General features: G+C 45.7%; 18 protein-coding genes and 1 pseudogene. 3 read left to right on the top strand and 16 right to left on the bottom strand.

Annotated features, from left to right (window positions below; translation table 11 throughout):
• Nucleotides 1-249 precede the first annotated feature (249 nt).
• From EAI83_RS09840 to EAI83_RS09825, 4 genes are all read right to left on the bottom strand, one after another.
• Nucleotides 250-591, bottom strand: coding sequence for a hypothetical protein (locus EAI83_RS09840; protein WP_129975251.1), 342 nt, complete (start codon nt 589-591; stop codon nt 250-252).
• 18 nt (nt 592-609) lie between these two features.
• Nucleotides 610-1,185 carry a TPM domain-containing protein gene (locus EAI83_RS09835; protein WP_161206359.1) on the bottom strand — a complete coding sequence of 192 codons (576 nt, stop codon included), beginning with the start codon at nt 1,183-1,185 and terminating at the stop codon, nt 610-612.
• A gap of 56 nt (nt 1,186-1,241) precedes the next feature.
• Entirely contained in the window at nt 1,242-1,808 is a 567-nt protein-coding gene (locus EAI83_RS09830) for a LemA family protein (protein ID WP_129975247.1), read from the bottom strand.
• A gap of 115 nt (nt 1,809-1,923) precedes the next feature.
• Nucleotides 1,924-2,868: a ketopantoate reductase family protein gene (locus tag EAI83_RS09825; RefSeq protein ID WP_129975245.1), complete on the bottom strand. Its 945-nt coding sequence runs from the start codon at nt 2,866-2,868 to the stop codon at nt 1,924-1,926.
• A 286-nt stretch (nt 2,869-3,154) separates the two neighbouring features.
• Here EAI83_RS09825 and EAI83_RS09820 point away from each other — a divergent pair, with 286 nt between their 5' ends.
• Nucleotides 3,155-4,243, top strand: coding sequence for a pyridoxal phosphate-dependent aminotransferase (locus EAI83_RS09820; protein ID WP_129975243.1), 1,089 nt, complete (start codon nt 3,155-3,157; stop codon nt 4,241-4,243).
• A 299-nt stretch (nt 4,244-4,542) separates the two neighbouring features.
• Here EAI83_RS09820 and EAI83_RS17880 read toward each other — a convergent pair whose 3' ends face one another.
• From EAI83_RS17880 to EAI83_RS09770, 11 genes and pseudogenes are all read right to left on the bottom strand, one after another.
• A complete protein-coding gene (locus tag EAI83_RS17880; RefSeq protein ID WP_243113471.1) occupies nt 4,543-5,319 on the bottom strand; it encodes a TatD family hydrolase in 777 nt (258 codons plus the stop codon).
• Between the two features lie 24 nt (nt 5,320-5,343).
• Nucleotides 5,344-5,751 (bottom strand): annotated as a pseudogene (locus EAI83_RS17875) (MOSC domain-containing protein); the annotation flags it as partial.
• A 374-nt stretch (nt 5,752-6,125) separates the two neighbouring features.
• The gene (locus EAI83_RS09810) at nt 6,126-6,614 is read right to left on the bottom strand and encodes a MogA/MoaB family molybdenum cofactor biosynthesis protein (protein ID WP_129975239.1); all 489 of its coding nucleotides are present in this window, start codon (nt 6,612-6,614) and stop codon (nt 6,126-6,128) included.
• A gap of 3 nt (nt 6,615-6,617) precedes the next feature.
• Nucleotides 6,618-7,607 carry a GTP 3',8-cyclase MoaA gene (moaA, locus tag EAI83_RS09805; protein WP_114002703.1) on the bottom strand — a complete coding sequence of 330 codons (990 nt, stop codon included), beginning with the start codon at nt 7,605-7,607 and terminating at the stop codon, nt 6,618-6,620.
• Entirely contained in the window at nt 7,607-8,086 is a 480-nt protein-coding gene (moaC, locus tag EAI83_RS09800) for a cyclic pyranopterin monophosphate synthase MoaC (RefSeq protein WP_021653088.1), read from the bottom strand. Before moaC ends, moaA begins: the two co-directional genes overlap by 1 nt.
• Nucleotides 8,087-8,098: 12 nt before the next feature.
• Nucleotides 8,099-10,066 carry a methionine--tRNA ligase gene (gene metG / locus EAI83_RS09795; RefSeq protein WP_129975237.1) on the bottom strand — a complete coding sequence of 656 codons (1,968 nt, stop codon included), beginning with the start codon at nt 10,064-10,066 and terminating at the stop codon, nt 8,099-8,101.
• Nucleotides 10,067-10,484: 418 nt separating this feature from the next.
• Nucleotides 10,485-10,694 (bottom strand): hypothetical protein, encoded by a 210-nt coding sequence (locus tag EAI83_RS09790; protein ID WP_059086609.1) that lies wholly within the window; start codon nt 10,692-10,694, stop codon nt 10,485-10,487.
• Nucleotides 10,667-11,113 (bottom strand): threonine/serine exporter family protein, encoded by a 447-nt coding sequence (locus EAI83_RS09785; RefSeq protein ID WP_021653090.1) that lies wholly within the window; start codon nt 11,111-11,113, stop codon nt 10,667-10,669. The genes EAI83_RS09790 and EAI83_RS09785 overlap by 28 nt, the downstream gene beginning before the upstream one ends.
• Before the next feature lie 145 nt (nt 11,114-11,258).
• A complete protein-coding gene (locus EAI83_RS09780; RefSeq protein ID WP_021653091.1) occupies nt 11,259-12,014 on the bottom strand; it encodes a threonine/serine exporter family protein in 756 nt (251 codons plus the stop codon).
• A 252-nt stretch (nt 12,015-12,266) separates the two neighbouring features.
• Complete coding sequence (locus EAI83_RS09775; RefSeq protein ID WP_015526387.1) at nt 12,267-12,692, bottom strand: flavodoxin; 426 nt, start codon at nt 12,690-12,692, stop codon at nt 12,267-12,269.
• 30 nt (nt 12,693-12,722) lie between these two features.
• Nucleotides 12,723-13,316, bottom strand: coding sequence for a DUF3793 family protein (locus EAI83_RS09770; RefSeq protein WP_161206358.1), 594 nt, complete (start codon nt 13,314-13,316; stop codon nt 12,723-12,725).
• Nucleotides 13,317-13,697: 381 nt separating this feature from the next.
• On the opposite strand from EAI83_RS09770, the gene EAI83_RS09765 reads away from it, so the two are divergent.
• Nucleotides 13,698-14,102 carry a Fur family transcriptional regulator gene (locus EAI83_RS09765; protein ID WP_015526389.1) on the top strand — a complete coding sequence of 135 codons (405 nt, stop codon included), beginning with the start codon at nt 13,698-13,700 and terminating at the stop codon, nt 14,100-14,102.
• Nucleotides 14,103-14,209: 107 nt separating this feature from the next.
• Nucleotides 14,210-14,755 (top strand): NADH peroxidase, encoded by a 546-nt coding sequence (locus EAI83_RS09760; RefSeq protein ID WP_015526390.1) that lies wholly within the window; start codon nt 14,210-14,212, stop codon nt 14,753-14,755.
• A 71-nt stretch (nt 14,756-14,826) separates the two neighbouring features.
• Here the strand turns inward: EAI83_RS09760 and EAI83_RS09755 are convergent, their stop codons facing one another.
• Nucleotides 14,827-18,117, bottom strand: a complete 3,291-nt coding sequence (locus EAI83_RS09755; protein ID WP_129975233.1) for an Ig-like domain-containing protein — start codon at nt 18,115-18,117, stop codon at nt 14,827-14,829.
• Nucleotides 18,118-18,184 lie beyond the last annotated feature (67 nt).

Genomic DNA, 18,184 nt, shown 5'->3' with positions numbered 1-18,184 from the left:
CGCTCCGGAGCCATAAAAAAAGACCCACGTATACTCTATCTCTGTAACAGAAATAAAATATACATGAGTCTCATTCTTTAAGATTTGCCAGGTGCATGCACCAGTATGTTGACAAACCACGTCTACACGCGAATTACTCCCTCACGGAATTGATTTTCGTCATTGTAGCAAAGTTGAGAAATTTTGTCAAGAGCATTAGAAAGCTCCGCCTGTGCTGTACAAGAGAACCGGCGATTCATGCCGACACCACTAGAAATCCCTGCCTGCACCGCCACCGCCGAAGCTTCCTCCGTCTCCGGAGCTTCCGCTGTCGTAGCTGTCATAATCATCATCTCTGTCATCGTCATTACCGGAACTTCCGCCGCTGCTTTTTCCCCCTCTTCCCAGGAGCCAGCTCAGCGGAAACAGGGAATTAAAGAGCCGGTGCAGTACACTCATACGGCTGAAATTCTTTTTCCAGTAGTCTGCGGTATCCTTTCCCGACAATTTCATTATCAGGCCCTTCAGAACCAGAACCATAGTTACGATAAGAAATACAGGCAGCATCACGCACAGCAGATATGCACCCACCATGAGCAAAACGATCATCACAAGCCCCAGCGCGATCTCCTAGACAGTTCCCTCATCGTCGTCCACATCCTGCTGCACCTTCTCATACCTGGGAGCTGTTATTTTCTCCAGACCGTATTCCTCACGGATCTCATTTAGCAGTGCATAATAAAGCTCCACGGTACCTTTTTCAAACTGATTGTCTTTATAGGAAGGAACTGCATATTCATCCAGAAGTCGTCCGGTCTTTGAATCAGGCAGCTTTCCCTCAAGACCGTAGCCGACAGATACCCAGACTTTACGGTCCGAAACCGAAAGGACGATCAGGACACCATTATTTTTCTTCTTTGAACCAATTCCCCATTTGCGGCCGGTTTCCACTGCATAATCACTGATGTCTTCCCCATCGGTGGTATCCACGGTAAGGACAACCAGCTGCGCTGTGGTATCCTCATACAGCTGCTCACCAGCGTTGCAAAGCTCTTCCTTCCAGGTATCGCTGAAAACCCCTGCATAATCATTAACATAGAATTCTTTTGTGGCAGACGGGATCTTCCCGAAAGCTGCCAGCGTACTTCCGGACAGCGTCAATACAAAAGCCAGCAGCACAGCCATCCGTCCGATCCATTTTTTCATAGGATATTCTCCCTCTATCCGTTCTTTCATTTCATCAGAACAATGGTCTGATCTTATCACTCTGCCAGCATATCCCCTACATCCGGCGTATCTGCTGCTGAATCATCGGCCTCAAAATATAACGCCTTCTCAAAGCCAAGCATGGAACCAAATACATTCCCGGGGAATTTCACAAGCCTTGTGTTATAAGCTTTCACAGCCTCATTATAATCTTTTCTCGCCACAGAGATCCGGTTTTCGCTTCCGGACAGTTCATCCATCAGGCCCACATAAGTAGTATTGCTTTTCAGTTCCGGATAATTTTCCACCACAACCTTCAGACCGGAAAGTGCACTGTCCATCTGCTGATCTGCCTCAGATTTCTCTTCCACGGTATCTGCATTCATCAGCTGGTCCCGCGCCTCCAGAACCCTGTCAACAACCCCCGTCTCATGCTTCGTGTAACTTTTTACCGTGCTGACGAGATTCGGGATCAGATCTGCACGTCTCTGCAGCATGGTATCCACATCAGCCTCTGCAGTTTCCACAGCTTCTTTACTTCCGGCAAGCCCGTTGTAACTGAGCATAAGTCCTCCGGCAAGGACCACGATCACTGCAATAACAGCCAAAAATATTTTCTTCATCTCTTTTCCTCCCTTCCGATATCACAGATAACCTTTCAGCCTGCGATACAGGATTTTTTATATCCCCATTGTACCAGAGCATACAGGATTCCACCAGGAAAACTCACCTTTTCGGTCAGAATTTTTCTGCCATTTCCATAAGTCCCTGATATATTTTTTCGGAAAGCGGAATGGAAACACCAAGTCTCTTCGCTTCTTTCACAATATAGCCGCTGAAGGTTTCCAGCTCCGTCTGTTTTCTCCGGATGCGAAAATCTCTCTGCAGGGAGCTGGTTGCATTATCTGCATGTACATGGCGGAATTTATGAATCACCTCATTGATGTGCTCATCCGTCAGCGCAACCCCCTTGGCCTGACCTACACTGGCAGCTTCCCATACAAGCTTCTCATACTGCTGCGCTTTCACCGGATCTCTGCGGAGCTCCCCGATGGTATTATCATAAAAAGCAGTCATCACATTAAAGGCACAGTTGAGGATATACTTTCTCCAGATCTCCACCTCAATATCCCCCTGATCCTTATAGTCAATATCCGCACCTTTCAGGATCCCTGCCACTTCTGCAACTTTCTTCTGCTGCCGTTCATCCGCATCTTTGATTCCAATACAAAGCCACGTAAACGTATCCTGCTGGGAAATGGAAAAATCCTCATTGGCAAAAGCCACCGTATAGATCAGCGAATCCACAACCGTTCCCTTACCAACCAGACGGCGGATGTTTTCTCCCGGGTCCACACCATTCATCACAGGAATGATCACGGTGTCATCCGTGACCATGTCCCGGATACTTTCGCACACCTCAGCCAGAGAATAATTTTTTACACAGATAAAAATATAATCCTGCTGTCCCATATCCTGAATTGGAACTACCCGCTCTGGCTTTGCCACGATCTCACCCTTATAATCACTGTGAAGCACCAGGCCTTTTTTCCGGATGCTCTCTGCCCTGGCGCCACGTGCAACCATCGTCACATGCGGATACGCCTTCGCCAGCAGCCCGGCTATGTAGCCGCCAACACCACCAATTCCGATCACTGCGATCTTTTTCTCTTCTGTATTCATATTTTCTGTTTCCTTTCCTGCTGTTTCTCCCTGAAAACTTACCCGCCCCGGGAAAAATGTGGATATTCACGGTCCACATTGACAAACAGCATGGATATTCACAATCCGCATTCGCTACCTGCTCATTGTATCAAATATTCCCATACATTTCCAGAAAGCAATTTTCAGTAATATCCTATTCGAAAAAAATACAGAAACTTTTTATCTCGTCTTTTTTTGTCCCGGATTCTGGTGTATACTGGATATAAATTTTTTTCGAAAAAAACAAAAATGTGAGGTGACAAAAATGGATACCAAACCCGTTTTTCACGGAAGTGATATAGAAAAGATCTGCAGCTACTACAGTCTGAAAAAAGAAAACATCGTCAAATTCGGTGCAAATGTCAATCCACTGGGACTTTCCCCAAAAGCCGGCAGAGCCATTGCAGAACACGTGGATATCCTTTCCTCCTACCCGGACAGAGAATACACATCCCTTCGGAATACGATTTCCAGCTACTGCAATATTCCCGCTGATTTCATCCTTCCGGGAAACGGCTCCAGTGAGCTGATCTCCCTTCTGATCCAGGAGCGTGCCCCGAAGCACACTCTGATCCTTGGGCCTACCTATTCTGAATACTCCAGAGAGCTCTCCTTCTCCGGAAGTACCCAGGAATACTACCACCTTCAGGAAAGCAATGATTTCGAGCCGGACATTCCGGATCTCTGCCGAAAGCTGGAGCAGGGCTATGATTTTCTCATCCTCTGCAATCCCAACAATCCGACCTCCTCTGCCATCACCCAGGAAGAGCTTCGCAGACTTATCGGTTTCTGTGCAGAAAAAAATATCTTCGTGATGATCGACGAAACCTATGTGGAATTTGCCCCGGATATCAACGCCATCACCGCAGTTCCGCTGACACGGGAATTCACCAATCTCATGGTACTCCGCGGCGTATCCAAATTCTTTGCTGCTCCCGGAATGCGCCTGGGCTACGGCATCACCGGAAATATGGACTTTCTTGCAAAAATGCGCGAAAAACAGACACCATGGTCACTTAACAGCCTTGGTGCCTTTGCAGGAGAGATCATGCTGCAGGATGAAGATTATATTAAAGAAACCAGAAATCTGATCCTTTCCGAACGCGACCGGATGATCCGAGAACTGAGGGATACAGACACCTACAAAATCTATCCCGCCTATGCAAACTTTATCCTGCTCAGGATCCTGAAAAACGGACTGACCTCCTATGACGTATTTGAAGCCTGCATCAGACAAGGCATGATGATCCGTGACTGTTCTTCCTTCCAGTGCCTGGACGGGGAATTTGTACGATTCTGTATTATGATGCCGGAGGATAATTCACGGCTTGTTAAAGTGCTGAAATCGCTGTAAAAGCTGTACAATACGATCCGGGATTTCTGGATCACCTGTTTTATGCCTCCGGTGCCTGACAGACATTTCTGTCAGGCATTTTTTACCTGCATATTTTTCTGTAAGGATCACTCCAATATGGTGCGCTCATATATGCGCACTTGTCATTAATTTATTTTTTCTAAATATAAAAAAGAGTTGTTTCCGAACAGATGATCACTCACACCTGCCATACAACAGCTCTTTTTTCATTTCATATCTTCAAAATCAATCCGTCATTCAACTATTTGCTCATAACAAAGCGCTTTTTCCCGAGTTTATCAAATTAAATTCAACACCTTCATCGCATTACTCTCCGTCACAGCCACAACCTCCTCGCAACTGATTCCCTTAATCTCCGCAATGGTCTTCACAACCTCCGGCAGATACAGGGAGCTGTTTCTTTTTCCACGGTTCGGCACAGGTGCCATGTAGGGGCAGTCGGTTTCAAGCAGGATCTGATTCAGCGGCGCATACTCTGCCACCTCTTTCAGCTTCCGGGAATTCTTAAAAGTAACCACTCCGCCGATTCCAAGATAAAGTCCCATATTCAGATACTCTCTTGCAATTTCCTTACTATAGGAAAAGCAATGGATAACTCCGCCGTACATCCCATCCTGCATATATTCTTTCACAATATTCAGCGTATCCTCTGCTGCATCACGGCTGTGGATCATAAACGGGAGCTTTTTCTCACGGGCGATGTCCATCTGCTGGCGGAATACCTTCTGCTGGAGAAGATGCTCTTCCTTCTCCTTATGCCAGTAATAATCCAGGCCGATCTCGCCTACAGCTACCGTTTTTTCCATGTCACAATATCTGCGGATCTCATCCAGCACAGCTGCATCCACCTTATCCGCATCATCCGGATGAACACCCACTGCGCCATAAACAAAAGGATACTTCTCAACCAGATCATAAACCCGGTCAAAATGTCCCACAGAAGCACACACATCCACAATATGCCCGATCCCGTTCTCCTGCATACTATCCAGCATGGCAAAACGATCCTCATCAAAAGCCTCATCATCGTAATGTGCATGAGTATCAAAAATCATAGCTTTATCCACAGTCATCTCGTCACCGACGGAAACTTTTCCACCTTTCAGCACTCTTGTAAACACACCTTCCCGGGGCATGATGCACTCACCCATCTTCTGAAAAATAGCACAGCCATTGTGGCACTCCTTTCCGATCTGAGTCAGCTCCAGCACAACCTCACCACAACGAAATCTGGTGCCAACCGGAAGCTTTGCAAACTCAATCCCTTCCACAACCAGATTCTCACCAAAAGCACCATCCTCAACCTCTGCGCCCTTTGCACGAAATGCATCGATCTTTTCACCGGAAAGAAGACTCACCTGCCGATGCCACTTCCCAGCATGAGCATCCCCCTCAAGCCCCCAGTCCTCCACAAAAACCGCAGACCCGACATTCTTCTTCTGTGTTCCTTTCTTCTCACTGATACAAACCGCAAGTACTTTTCCCATAGCAAACTCCTATTAATCACACATCATTACCAAATTTATTCCTATATCACACCAGCAATATTGATTTCCAAAACCTACCACATGTAACTCTCAAGCCTCAGGAATTATGAATCGCTGGAGATGAATTTTAATCATAAAACCTACCACATCCAACAACCAGCCCAACGGAGGCAGGGCCAGTACGGTGACGTTAGCGGAGCGGCCGTCGAGAGGCGAGTATAGCTGCTGCCACCGAGCGCCCTGTTTGAGCCGCAGGCGAGTTGGCGCGAATGGCAGCAAACCAGCGACGCAGCCGAACAGGCCGCGCAGCGTGTCACCGTACTGGCCCTGCCTCCGTTGGGCGTCCGTTCGTTAGTCTAAGTATACCCCACACACTACCGTCCGCATTCTCCAGCATCGCCGGTCAAAATCTCAATCCCATGCCCCAACGCCTCAATAATAACCTCCAGGCACTCCCTGACAGCCTTAGGGCTCCCCGGCAGATTAACAATCAACGTCCCCTTCCGGATCCCGGCCGTAGCCCGGCTCAGCATCGCCCGCTTCGTGATCGTCATACTAAACGCCCGCATCGCCTCCGGAATCCCCGGCACACGCCGCTCGATCACATCCTCCGTAGCCTCCGGTGTCACATCCCTCTGAGAAAACCCGGTACCACCCGTAGTCAGGATCAGCTCCGCAAGCCCCCGATCTGCGATCTCAGCCATCCGGCTTCCAAGCATCCCACGGTCATCCGGCAAAACATCCACAGAAACAACCTCATACCCGGCCGCCTCCATAATCTCCTTCACAGCAGGACCACTAAGATCCTCCCGCTCTCCTCTGTACCCCTTATCACTAGAAGTGATCACAGCAACTCTCTTCATCACTCAACCTCCGATCTGAGCCATACAAAGCTTCTCCGTCTTATCATCCTTCTGTTTCTCCAGACCTCCGCCAAAAACATGCCCGTCCGGTTTCTCCGCCAAAGCCTCCAGGATCACAGCCTTCAGCACCTCATCCGAACCACCACTGCGGATCACCTCCCGAAGATCCCTTCCCGCCGCATACTGCAGACAGGTCTTCAAAAAGCCCTGAGAAGTCAGCCGGATCCGGTTACACTCCCCACAGAACTTATGGCTCACCGCGCTGATAAACCCGATCTTTCCGGAAAAACCATCCACATCATAATAATGACACGGTCCATTCCCAAGGGGCTCCCCAACATACGGCGAAAACCGCGGAAGCTTTTCCCCAAGGATCCGAAGCAGTTCCTCCTCCGACACCCCATGAAATTCTTTTCCCATCCCAATGGGCATCATCTCAATAAACCGCACATGCACCCTGTGATCCCTGGCCAAAAGCGCCACCCGGCAAAGATCCTGCTCCGGGATCCCAAGAGGCACACAATTGATCTTCAGCGAAATCTCCGGATACTTCATTGCCTCCGAAATCCCTTCCAGCGTCCGCCCCAGTTCATCCCGCCGCGTGATCCGCCTGCTACAGGCCTCATCCAGCGTATCCAGGCTGATATTCAATCCGTCCAGCCCCGCCCGGGCAAAATCACTCATCTGATCTTTCAGAAGCACACCATTTGTAGTCAGAGTCACCTTCTCGATCCCCGGCATATTTTTCAGTTTTTCCACCAGCTGAGGCATCCGCGGCCGTACAAGCGGTTCCCCGCCGGTCAGCTTGATCTTCCGGATACCCAGCTCTGCCATCACCCGGCAGATCCTCAAAATTTCCTCTTCCTGCAAAATGAGGGAGCGCTCCACATGCTGCACTCCCTCCTCCGGCATACAATAAATACACCGCAAATTACATCTGTCAGTTACGGAAATCCTGAGATAATCAATATTTCTTCCGCACCTGTCTATCATTATTTTTCCTCAAAACGGAAATCTCCGCTTTTGCCTCCTGTTTTTTCTTCCAGATGGATATCAGACATGACCATGTGCTTGTCAATTGCCTTGCACATGTCATAAATGGTAAGAAGCGCCACCTGAACACCTGTCAGGGCCTCCATCTCCACGCCTGTTTTTCCCTCTGTTTTTACCGTGCAGAATACACGGATCACTCCCGCATCCTCATCGGTCTCAAAATCCACAGAACACTTCTGGATGGGAAGTGGATGGCACATGGGGATCAGCTCAGAAGTACGCTTCACACCCATGATACCTGCCACACGGGCCACACCAAGTACATCACCCTTTTTCACATTTCCGCTTTTTACCGCGGCCATGATCTCCGGGCTTACCTGAATGGAACCCGTGGCTGTTGCCGTACGGTGAGTGACCGGTTTGTCGGACACATCCACCATAACAGCATTGCCGTTTTTATCAAAATGATTCAATTCCATATCTGTCTATACTTAGCAGATCTCAGCGCCTGCAGGCATCTCTTTCTCCGGTACCATCAGGGAAAGATTTCCGTCTGCATCCTCTGCACAGAGGATCATACCCTCGCTGAGGATTCCTGCAAGCTTGGCAGGCTTCAGGTTTGTAACGACCATAACCTTTTTGCCCACCATTTCCTCTGCGGAATAATGAGCCTTGATTCCGGATACGATCTGACGAACCTGGCTTCCGATCTTAACCTGAGAGCAAAGAAGTTTTCTGGATTTCTTAACCTCCTCACAGGCGATGATCTCACCAACCTGGAACTGCAGCTTCTCAAAATCATCGAAAGTGATCTCCGGCTTTGCCTCGATATCGATCACATTCTCTGTTTTCTCCTCTTCTACCTCTTCCTTCGGCTCTTCTTTCTTCGGATGAAGCTTCTCAATCTTCTCAAGAACCTCTTTCAAGTCAAGTCTCGCAAAAAGGATCTCCGGTTTGTCGGTTACGCGGTTTCCTGAAGGATAAAGACCAAACTGCTCCATCTCCTCAAGAGTTCTCTCGTTTGCGTTGAGCTGTACAAGAATACGCTCTGTTGTACGCGGCATAAAGGATTTCAGAAGAGATGCACCGATGCAGATTCCCTCAACCAGGTTGTAGAGAACTGTTGCAAGACGATCCTGCTTTGTCTCATCCTTTGCAAGTGCCCATGGCATTGTCTCATCGATATATTTGTTGCAGCGTTTGAACAGAGAGAATACCTCTGTGATAGCATCTGCCACACGAAGCTTGTCCATTTTTGCGGAAACGTTCTTCGGAACCTGAAGGATGAAGCTCTTAAGATCCTCATCAACCGGCTCAGTAACATTCTTATTCTCAACGACTCCGTTAAAATATTTGTTGGACATGGAAATTGTACGGTTTACAAGATTTCCAAGTGTGTTTGCAAGGTCGGAATTCAGTCTCTCAACCATCAGCTCCCATGTGATCACACCGTCATTCTCAAATGGCATCTCGTGAAGTACGAAATAACGGACAGCATCTACACCGAAGAACTCAACCAGCTCATCTGCATAGATTACATTTCCTTTGGATTTACTCATTTTTCCATCGCCCTGAAGCAGCCATGGATGTCCGAATACCTGTTTCGGAAGCGGAAGATCCAGAGACATCAGGAAGATCGGCCAGTAAATGGTATGGAAACGAATAATATCTTTTCCGATCAGGTGAAGATCTGCCGGCCAGTATTTGTTGAATTTATCGCTGCTGTTTCCGTCGCAGTCATAGCCGATACCTGTGATATAGTTTGTCAGGGCATCCAGCCATACATATACAACGTGCTTCGGATCGAAATCTACCGGGATTCCCCATTTAAAGGATGTTCTGGATACACAGAGATCCTGAAGTCCCGGAAGAAGGAAGTTGTTCATCATCTCGTTTTTACGGGACTCCGGCTGGATGAAATCCGGATGTGTGTTGATGTAGTCAATAAGCTTGTCTGCATATTTACTCATTTTGAAGAAATATGCCTCTTCCTTAGCCGGTACGCATGGACGTCCGCAGTCCGGACATTTGCCGTCTACAAGCTGGGACTCTGTGAAAAAGGACTCACATGGTGTACAGTACATTCCTTCATAATGACCCTTGTAGATATCTCCCTTTGCATACATTTTTTTGAAGATTTTTTTGACCTGCTCTTCATGGTCTTTATCTGTTGTACGGATGAATTTATCATAGGATGTGTTCATCAGATCCCAGATGCGTTTGATCTCACCGGAAACGTTATCTACGAATTCCTTTGGTGTAACACCAGCTTCCTCAGCCTTCAGCTCGATCTTCTGGCCATGCTCATCAGTACCTGTCTGAAAATATACGTCATAACCCTGCTGTCTTTTAAAACGTGCGATCGCATCCGCAAGAACGACCTCATAAGTATTTCCGATATGCGGTTTACCGGATGTGTACGCAATGGCAGTGCTGATATAATATCTCTGCTTTTCCATCTTTTCTTTCCTCCATAAATATAAAAATAAATTGTGTACTTACTCATAACGGACTGAAAATATATTCCGTCAAAACAGGAAATTTCCTGTCCGGGGACATTGGAAGATTACCAAGTAATTCTCAGCGACATAAAAAAACGCCTTCTCATACCATAACGATATGAGAAGACGAGTTATTACCCGTGTTACCACTTCTTTTCGTTCCTGCCTCGCGGCAAAAACCTCATCAGGTACAGCAAGCTCTATACCCTTCCGCTATAACAGGCGGTCCTGTCACTGCCTGCCGGTGTCCGTTAAATCGGACATTCACATTTCGCTTATCGCGTTTAAACCGGTTCAGCAATGCCTCTCCGAAGCCATCTTCCATCTGTGCCTGCACATCCCTCTCAGTCTCGGAACTCCTGCATAAAGTGAACCTTTACCATTCACTCTGCCGCAGATCTATGACCGCAACTGCGTCACAGCCTGCATCTAAAAAGTCCTCCGGGGATTTCCCTGTAGTACGGTGTACACATGTACTCTCTTCTTCCATGAGTTTTCCATATGGGAAAATCGTAACACATTTCCGATGGTTTGTAAACGGGGAATTTCGATACTGTATTACATTCTCCTCTGCCTGTACATCCACCGCCACGCCATCCGGAACGCAATGGTTGTCAGCGTCATTCCTGCTGCCATGCTCACCGCAAAAAGGATCGTATAGATTCCGTCTTTCTGGAATTTCGCCCAGTCCTTCATCAACATCCAGTTCATTGTCCGGTAAAGTGCTGCTCCCGGAATCAGCGGAATTGTCGCGGAAACCAGAAATACAGTTACTGGCGTTTTATGAATTCTTGCCATACATTCTGCATACAAAGTAATAGCTACTGTTGACCAGAAACCGCACACATACGGACTTGGCGTTATGAACTCTACTGCCAGATATACAGCCCAGGACAGACATCCACCCAATGCCGCAAACCAGAGTTTTTTTCCATGGATATTAAATAATGCCGCAAAGCCGAGGGATCCTGTGAAGGATACGACCAGCTGTATGATTTCCCGCATATTTTCCTCCTGAATAAATCATAACTACTATCAAATGCTCCCATTATCTGCTGCATTTCGCTACTCCGCAATTGATACAGTATGTAAACTCCTCATTCACTGCTTATTGCTTTTCGTAACCTTCAAGAGAACTTCCCTGATTCGGTTAAAACAACAGATTCGCCACCGTAAAACCAAGGCCCACGACCAATGCCAGCAAAAGTGCCTCCATACATCGGATCAAACCTGTAATGGTATCTCCTGAAAACATATCACGCAATGAATTGGTAAATGCAATTCCCGGTATCAGAAGCATGATATTTCCGATACTGATCAGATCCGCATGATGTCCAAGCCCGATTAGAACTGTAAGATTGGAAAGTACTCCGCCGGCTCCGCAGCAAAGAAGCACTGTCAGTAGCGAGTTTAATGCACCTTTTTTTACAAAAGCCTCAAACAGCTTCAGGGCGATACCAATCAGCGCAGAAGCAATCATATCGTTGACATCTCCTCCAAAAAACACGGAAAAAGAACCTGAAATTACAGCATAGATCAAAATCTGCGTTTTAAAAGAATATCCTTGTTTATCCCGGATCTTTTCCAGCCCCTTCTGGATCTCCTCCGGCTTCGGCCGATACTCACAGATGTATCTGGAAAGCTGGTTCAGGTCATCCAGCCGTCCCAGATCATTGGACATTCCCGGCACACGCCGCGTCTGGGTGCAAATACCGAAATCCTCTCCATAAATAGTCGTCACAATACTGGATGTGATAGAAAAAACATCTGCCCGGGTGGCTCCATATGCCAGGCAGATCCGCCGTATGGTATCTTCCACACGTCCAACCTCTGCTCCGCAGCAAAGAAGCTGTTCACCAATTGTCATCGCATAATATAAATACTGTTCCGCTTCCTCCCGCGTCATCCGGCATCCCTCACTTTCCTGCTTTATTTCATTTTTATCTATTTTAGGACACGTAAATATTAAAATCAACAAGGATTTTTTGTCTTAATATTCATTTCTTCTATATTTCCTCAAAGTAATAAGCAGATATTTTCACTCAAAATAAAACACCACCCGGACAAAAAAGATATCTATCCCTTCTGTCCGGATGGTGTTTGTGTTTGAAAATCCAATGCTCTGCTCAGTTTTTATTTATTTGAAATCTAATAGATCTTATGCAAGTTTTCCGCCAAGTTCACGGCAAGCTGCAAGTCCTTCATCATCAGGTGTGTTGTTTACAATGAGTCCTTCATCATCAACAAGCTCTGCGCCTGCGTCTTTTGCTCTGCCGCACCATGTTCTCATCCACTCTCCGTCGCCCCAGTCATAGGAACCGAAAAGCGCAACTTTCTTACCGGAAAGTTTGCCTTCCAGATCAGAGAAGAATGGCTCGAACTCACCCTCCTCAAGCTCCTCATCTCCCATTGCCGGACAACCAAGTGCCAAAACATCATAAGAGAGAGCTTTATCTACATCTGCATCTGCAACTTCCATGATCTCAACATCCGCACCAGCTGCTTTTGCACCTTCCTCAACAGCCTGTGCCATTGCCTCTGTGTTGCCTGTGGAAGACCAGTAAATAATTCCTACCTTGCTCATCTTAAAAACCTCCTGTTTTTAAACTTTATATTATACGCACATCTGAGATGTACAGAGATGCTTCATACCAACAACCTGCAAAATCGAATACCCCGCACGGATCTGCGCCGCAGTAAACTCCCGGCACTTATCATAGCTGTCAAAAATCCTGCGAGCCTGCTCCACATCATCATAAACCTTCCAGTAACCACACATCTTGCAGCCACTGCCTCCGAACTTCCGGAAGCCCTTCACGTCTTCAATGGGATAACCCAGGAAAAGTCCGATCTCATGAGGAAACTCCGTCTTATGAAAAAATCTCTCCTTCAAACGGGCGATCATCTCATCCAAAGAACTATCTATATTATACCCATCCTGAAGCAAAAGTTTCCTGACTTCATCCTGCTTAAGATATTCCTGCAGCATATCCGGCCGGTACACCAGAAGAAGATAATGCTTCCTGCATCCACAGATGATCTCCATACGGATGCCTTCCCGTTCAAGACTCTCCTCATAATCCGAAATGATCTCCGGCAGCTCCGGCATTTTTTCCTTGGAAAAGGAAACAAGATTCGCCGGTTTCATTCCCATTAATACAGGGGAACAATGATAACCCATGACAGATTCAAATTTTTCACAAGTCATTTGCATTCTCCTTTACATATTAGTTAGATTTCTCTAACTGTTGTAAATATACTACTAAAGTTAGTCTCTGTCAACTTATTTTTATAAATTTTCACCGAGAATTTTTACTGATAAAATCCTATCATTAAGGGTACAATATTCCTTATAACAAACACTCTGTCAGACATCCGACTGCCAGTTCTCACCATTTAACCGAATCAAGTAAGTCCTCTGCAGGGTTGCAAATATCCCCTACACCTGCAGCGTAAAAATACTCATTTACATCCAACTCATAAAATGAAAATATTTCAGGATAATCATATCCAAACCTCTTGACAAATCTCCCTCTGTCATGTATTATAATATCAGTAATAATTACTATTACTGATAGGAGGAAACATTATGGCAGCACTTAAATACAGCCGTCAGCGAGAGTCCATCAAGGAATTTCTGAGATCCAGAACAGATCATCCAACGGCAGATACAGTATACGAGAATCTTCGACAGATCTACCCGAACATCAGTCTCGGAACTGTCTACCGTAATCTTTCTCTTCTCAGTGACATCGGTGAGATCCGGAAGCTGACCAATTTCGGAAGCGCAGATCGCTACGATGGAAGGGTCGCACCACACTCACATTTCATGTGTACCAGATGCAACCGGGTGATCGATATGCAGTCAGACAGCCTTAACGGAATTCTTGAACAGGCAGCTGCAGAATTTATCCACGGAAAAGTCTTTGACGTAGATGCAAGCTTCTATGGGATCTGCAAGGAATGCCTGAAAAAAGAAGAAAAACAAGCTTGACAAAACAAAGATCACATGATATTATAAAATAGTAATAATTACTATTATTAATTTAGAAGAAACAAAAACAAACAATATATTTCAAAAAAGAAAAGGAGATCATTACTATGGCTAAATGGGTATGTACAGTATGTGGATATGTTTATGAAGGCGAGCAGGCACCGGAAGCCTGTCCAGTATGTAAAGCACCAGCTTCTAAATTCCAGAAACAGGAAGGCGAGCTCTCATGGGCAGCTGAGCATGTTGTAGGTGTAGCTAAAGGCGTTAGCGAGGACATCCTTGCAGACCTGAGAGCGAACTTCGAGGGTGAGTGCTCTGAGGTTGGTATGTATCTTGCAATGGCTAGAGTTGCTCACAGAGAAGGATATCCGGAAGTTGGTATGTACTATGAGAAAGCAGCTTACGAGGAAGCAGAGCATGCAGCTAAATTCGCAGAGCTCCTTGGTGAGGTTGTAACAGACAGCACAGAGAAGAACCTTCAGATGCGTGTAGAGGCTGAAAACGGCGCTACAGCAGGTAAATTCGACCTTGCAAAACGTGCGAAAGCAGCTGACCTTGACGCAATCCATGACACAGTACATGAGATGGCTAAGGACGAGGCAAGACACGGAAAAGCATTCGCTGGTCTGCTTAAAAGATACTTCGGCAAATAAGAAATCCGCATAAAATAAGGATTTTTTAAGGGGGAATCACAGAAGTGATTCCCCCTTTTTTCGTACAATTTTTATTTAACTGTAACTTTACAGGTTGTCCTCTTTGAGCCGCTTCGGATTGTGATCGTTGCGTTTCCTTTTTTCAGACCTTTGATCACACCACCGGATGTTACTGTCACAATTTTTTTGTTGGATGATGTGTATGTAACTTTTTCCTGGCTGGTTACAGGAGTAACTTTAACTGAAGATGCCAGTTTACGGTAAGTAGTTCCTTTTTTGAGTGTCACAGATTTAGTGCTTACAGTAATTTTCGAAGTTTTTACTACCCCTCTCTGTACGGTAACTTTAAAAGATGCTGACTTTTTGCTTGCAAGAATAACCTTAACTGTAGTACTTCCTGCCTTTTTACCTGCTGTCAGTCTGAAAGTTCCCTTCTTTGTCACAGAAGATACTTTTACGATTCCTGTATTTCCGGATGTCACTTTTGTAACATAATCGCCTTTCGCCAGTCCGGCTGCTTTAAATACAGTGGTAGACTGACCTGCTTTCATTTTTAGGGAAGATGCAGTCAGGGAAATCGTCGGTTTCAGTTTGGCAACTGAAGCTTGTTTTCTGAGCACTTTGCCGCACACTTTACAATGACTTCCTTCCGTCTTTCCTGCTTTAAATACTGTCGCTGCAACTGCTGCATCTTTTACAGCGGTATGTTTTGCCGGAAGTGTTACGGTTCTTACACCATCACAGGAAGTACATTTATCGGTTCTGCTTCCTTTTGACGTACAGGTTGCCTGAACAGTTTTTACTGCTTTCCAGCTGTGACTGTGTTTTGAACTGTTTTCTCCAATCTCAAAATGTTTTCTTACAAGCCGCTCCCACTCCCCGTTTTTGTTTTTTCGCATGGCAGACAGTGCAAGCCTTGTATTATCATCGGACTTTCTCGTCATGATCGGAAGCTCCTGGCCGGAAACTTTCTGCATGTTCCATGCTTCATCATCGTAATCATATTGCAGTTTACCGGATTCTGTATCCTTCCAGCTCATCACTACGATTTTTATATCATTTCCTGTAATCTCAACGGGATCACCTTTTCCGTTTATATACTGAACCAGTTTTACTTTTAAATTGGCGAGATTAATGGATTCTCCAACAGCCGGATTAAGCAGCTTTCCATTCTTATCTGTCAGATTCTCCGGTAACAGCATAAATTCGCTGACTTCAAACCATATATCTTTTCTGAAGGCTTCTTTATATTCACCGGTTTTATCCAGAAGTTTTACTGCTACATAACAGCAGCCAACACCGGTTTTATCGTTGGATTTAATTATAAGCTTCTTTCCATCCGAAGAAACTGTAGCTTCTGCCAGTTTTGATTGTTCTATGATTTCCAGCTTATAATCTTTTACCGGATGCTGGCCACTGGTTTTATCCAGTATGTCTGTCACAATGGTCGTTTCATTGTTCGGCAGCATGGCTTCATTTCCTGCTGTGCCTTCCAAATCATATGTCAGATTATAAAAGCTTTTTTCCTCACTATCATCACTGTCATGACCACTGTCACCGAAGTTTCCACTGTCGTCGCCATTATAACCGGGCAAAGTATCCAGCTCATACATCCGTCTTGCAATCTGGTGCCAGTTTCCATCTGCACTTTTTTCCATTGCAGTAAGCCCAAAATATGTACCATATCCTGATGTTCTCTCAAGGATTGGGAGCTCCTGGCCTGGAACATCGATCCATTTCCAGCCGTCTGTATCATAATCATGGTACACTGTGCCTGTACTTTCATCTGTCCATGAAGATATTACGATTTTATAATTATCTCCTGTTACCGGAATCGGATCTCCTTTTCCATCTTTGTAACGGACAAGCTGCGGCTTCATGTCCTTTGCTATATCCAACTGCTGACCTACTTCAAGGTTGATTTCATTACCACTTGTATCTGTGATTTTTTCCGGCAGGATCACATACTCACTGACGCTGAACCACATATCTTTTCTGAAGGCTTCTCTGTATCCGCCTTTTCCATCCGGTATCTGTACAGATATGTAACAGCAGCCCTGACCGGTTTTATTGCCAGATTTAATAACAAGTTTTTTTCCATCTGCAGAAACTGAAATATCTGCCAGCTTTGACTGTTCCAGAATTTCCAGTTTATAATCATCTACTCTCTGATAATCCTTTGTTTTGTCCTCCAGATAAGTGGTAGCTGTCATCTGACTGTTCGGCAGCATGGCTCCGTTTCCTGTTGTATCCTGATAATCATATATCAGTCTGTAGGAGCTTTTCTCTTCGCTGTCATCATTATGACCATTGTCATAATCGTTGCTGATCAAAGAAGTAAGTTCATAATGATGTCGGGTAATATAATGCCAGTCTCCATTTTCTGATCTCTCCATAGCCAAAAGTGCAAACCATGTAGAATTCTCTGTTGTTCTCTCCAGGATTGGAAGATCCTGTCCCGGAACCTCTATCCATTTCAGGCCATCTGCATCATAATCACGAAATTCTTCACCTCCAGGACCTGTCTGTGACATGACGATCTTGTAATTGTCCCCTGTTAACGGAATTGGGTCTCCTTTTCCATCTTTGTAACGGACAAGCTGTGGTTTCATGTCTTTTGCTATATCCAGCTGCTGACCTACTTCAAGGTTGATTTCATTACCACTTGTATCTGTGATTTTTTCCGGCAGGATCACATACTCACTGATGTTAACCCAAAATTCCCTTTTTGCCACTTCAGTTCCATTTATGAATGCCGTTGCGGAAATTCTGGCGTCTCCGGTTTTATTGTAAACATCCAGCACAATATCCTGGCCATCTAATGATACGTCTGCCATTTTGGCACCATTTCCACCCGTTACCGGAGCAACTTTCAATTCATATGCAGAAACATCACTATAGCCAATTGTATCAACCAGACGGGATTTTATTCTGACACGGCTGTTCGGCAGTAAATCCTGGCCTCCACTGGCACCTTCAAATATCAGATTAAGCTGATATTGTTCATTTGCTGCGGCAGACTCTCCACCTTCTGAACCGTCATTGAAAACCTCCTGATTTTCGGTGTTATCCCCGAATAGCTCCGTAATTTCTGATGTGTTTTCTTCTTCTGCAATTTCTTCTTCCGCATTCTCTGCATCATCCTGAAGACTTAATTCCTCATCGTCTTTCAGATCAGGCACTGAAGCTGCTTCCCCTGTTGTTTCCGAGTCATCGTTCTCCTGAACTGATTCTTCTGTCTCTGCAGTTTCCTGTCCGGTATCTGCTGTCAGTTCCTCAGCTGCTACCGGTATGACCGCGCCCATACTCTGTGAAAACGTAAGTGTTGCGACCAAAAGCATTGCAATCCTCTTTTTCTTCATATGATTCTCCCATTTTCGTTTTTTCTGCCATAATTATACTATATTCACTGAAGCACTGGCTATCATA

The sequence above is a fragment of the Blautia sp. aa_0143 genome, from assembly GCF_004167315.1.
Taxonomy (GTDB): Bacteria; Bacillota; Clostridia; order Lachnospirales; family Lachnospiraceae; genus Blautia_A; species Blautia_A fusiformis.
This window is presented reverse-complemented; position numbering and strand designations above follow the sequence as displayed.

Coding starts and splice junctions, on each gene's coding strand:
- EAI83_RS09780 (WP_021653091.1), bottom strand. CDS start 12,014: ATGACGCGGGAGGAAGCGGAACAGTATTTATATTATGCGATGACAATT.
- metG (WP_129975237.1), bottom strand. CDS start 10,066: ATGGAAAAGCAGAGATATTATATCAGCACTGCCATTGCGTACACATCC.
- EAI83_RS09835 (WP_161206359.1), bottom strand. CDS start 1,185: ATGAAAAAATGGATCGGACGGATGGCTGTGCTGCTGGCTTTTGTATTG.
- EAI83_RS09830 (WP_129975247.1), bottom strand. CDS start 1,808: ATGAAGAAAATATTTTTGGCTGTTATTGCAGTGATCGTGGTCCTTGCC.
- EAI83_RS09760 (WP_015526390.1), top strand. CDS start 14,210: ATGGCTAAATGGGTATGTACAGTATGTGGATATGTTTATGAAGGCGAG.
- EAI83_RS09755 (WP_129975233.1), bottom strand. CDS start 18,117: ATGAAGAAAAAGAGGATTGCAATGCTTTTGGTCGCAACACTTACGTTT.
- EAI83_RS09775 (WP_015526387.1), bottom strand. CDS start 12,692: ATGAGCAAGGTAGGAATTATTTACTGGTCTTCCACAGGCAACACAGAG.
- EAI83_RS09785 (WP_021653090.1), bottom strand. CDS start 11,113: ATGCGGGAAATCATACAGCTGGTCGTATCCTTCACAGGATCCCTCGGC.
- EAI83_RS09770 (WP_161206358.1), bottom strand. CDS start 13,316: ATGACTTGTGAAAAATTTGAATCTGTCATGGGTTATCATTGTTCCCCT.
- moaC (WP_021653088.1), bottom strand. CDS start 8,086: ATGGAATTGAATCATTTTGATAAAAACGGCAATGCTGTTATGGTGGAT.
- EAI83_RS09810 (WP_129975239.1), bottom strand. CDS start 6,614: ATGAAGAGAGTTGCTGTGATCACTTCTAGTGATAAGGGGTACAGAGGA.
- EAI83_RS09765 (WP_015526389.1), top strand. CDS start 13,698: ATGGCAGCACTTAAATACAGCCGTCAGCGAGAGTCCATCAAGGAATTT.
- EAI83_RS09825 (WP_129975245.1), bottom strand. CDS start 2,868: ATGAATACAGAAGAGAAAAAGATCGCAGTGATCGGAATTGGTGGTGTT.
- EAI83_RS09820 (WP_129975243.1), top strand. CDS start 3,155: ATGGATACCAAACCCGTTTTTCACGGAAGTGATATAGAAAAGATCTGC.
- EAI83_RS17880 (WP_243113471.1), bottom strand. CDS start 5,319: ATGATTTTTGATACTCATGCACATTACGATGATGAGGCTTTTGATGAG.
- moaA (WP_114002703.1), bottom strand. CDS start 7,607: ATGATAGACAGGTGCGGAAGAAATATTGATTATCTCAGGATTTCCGTA.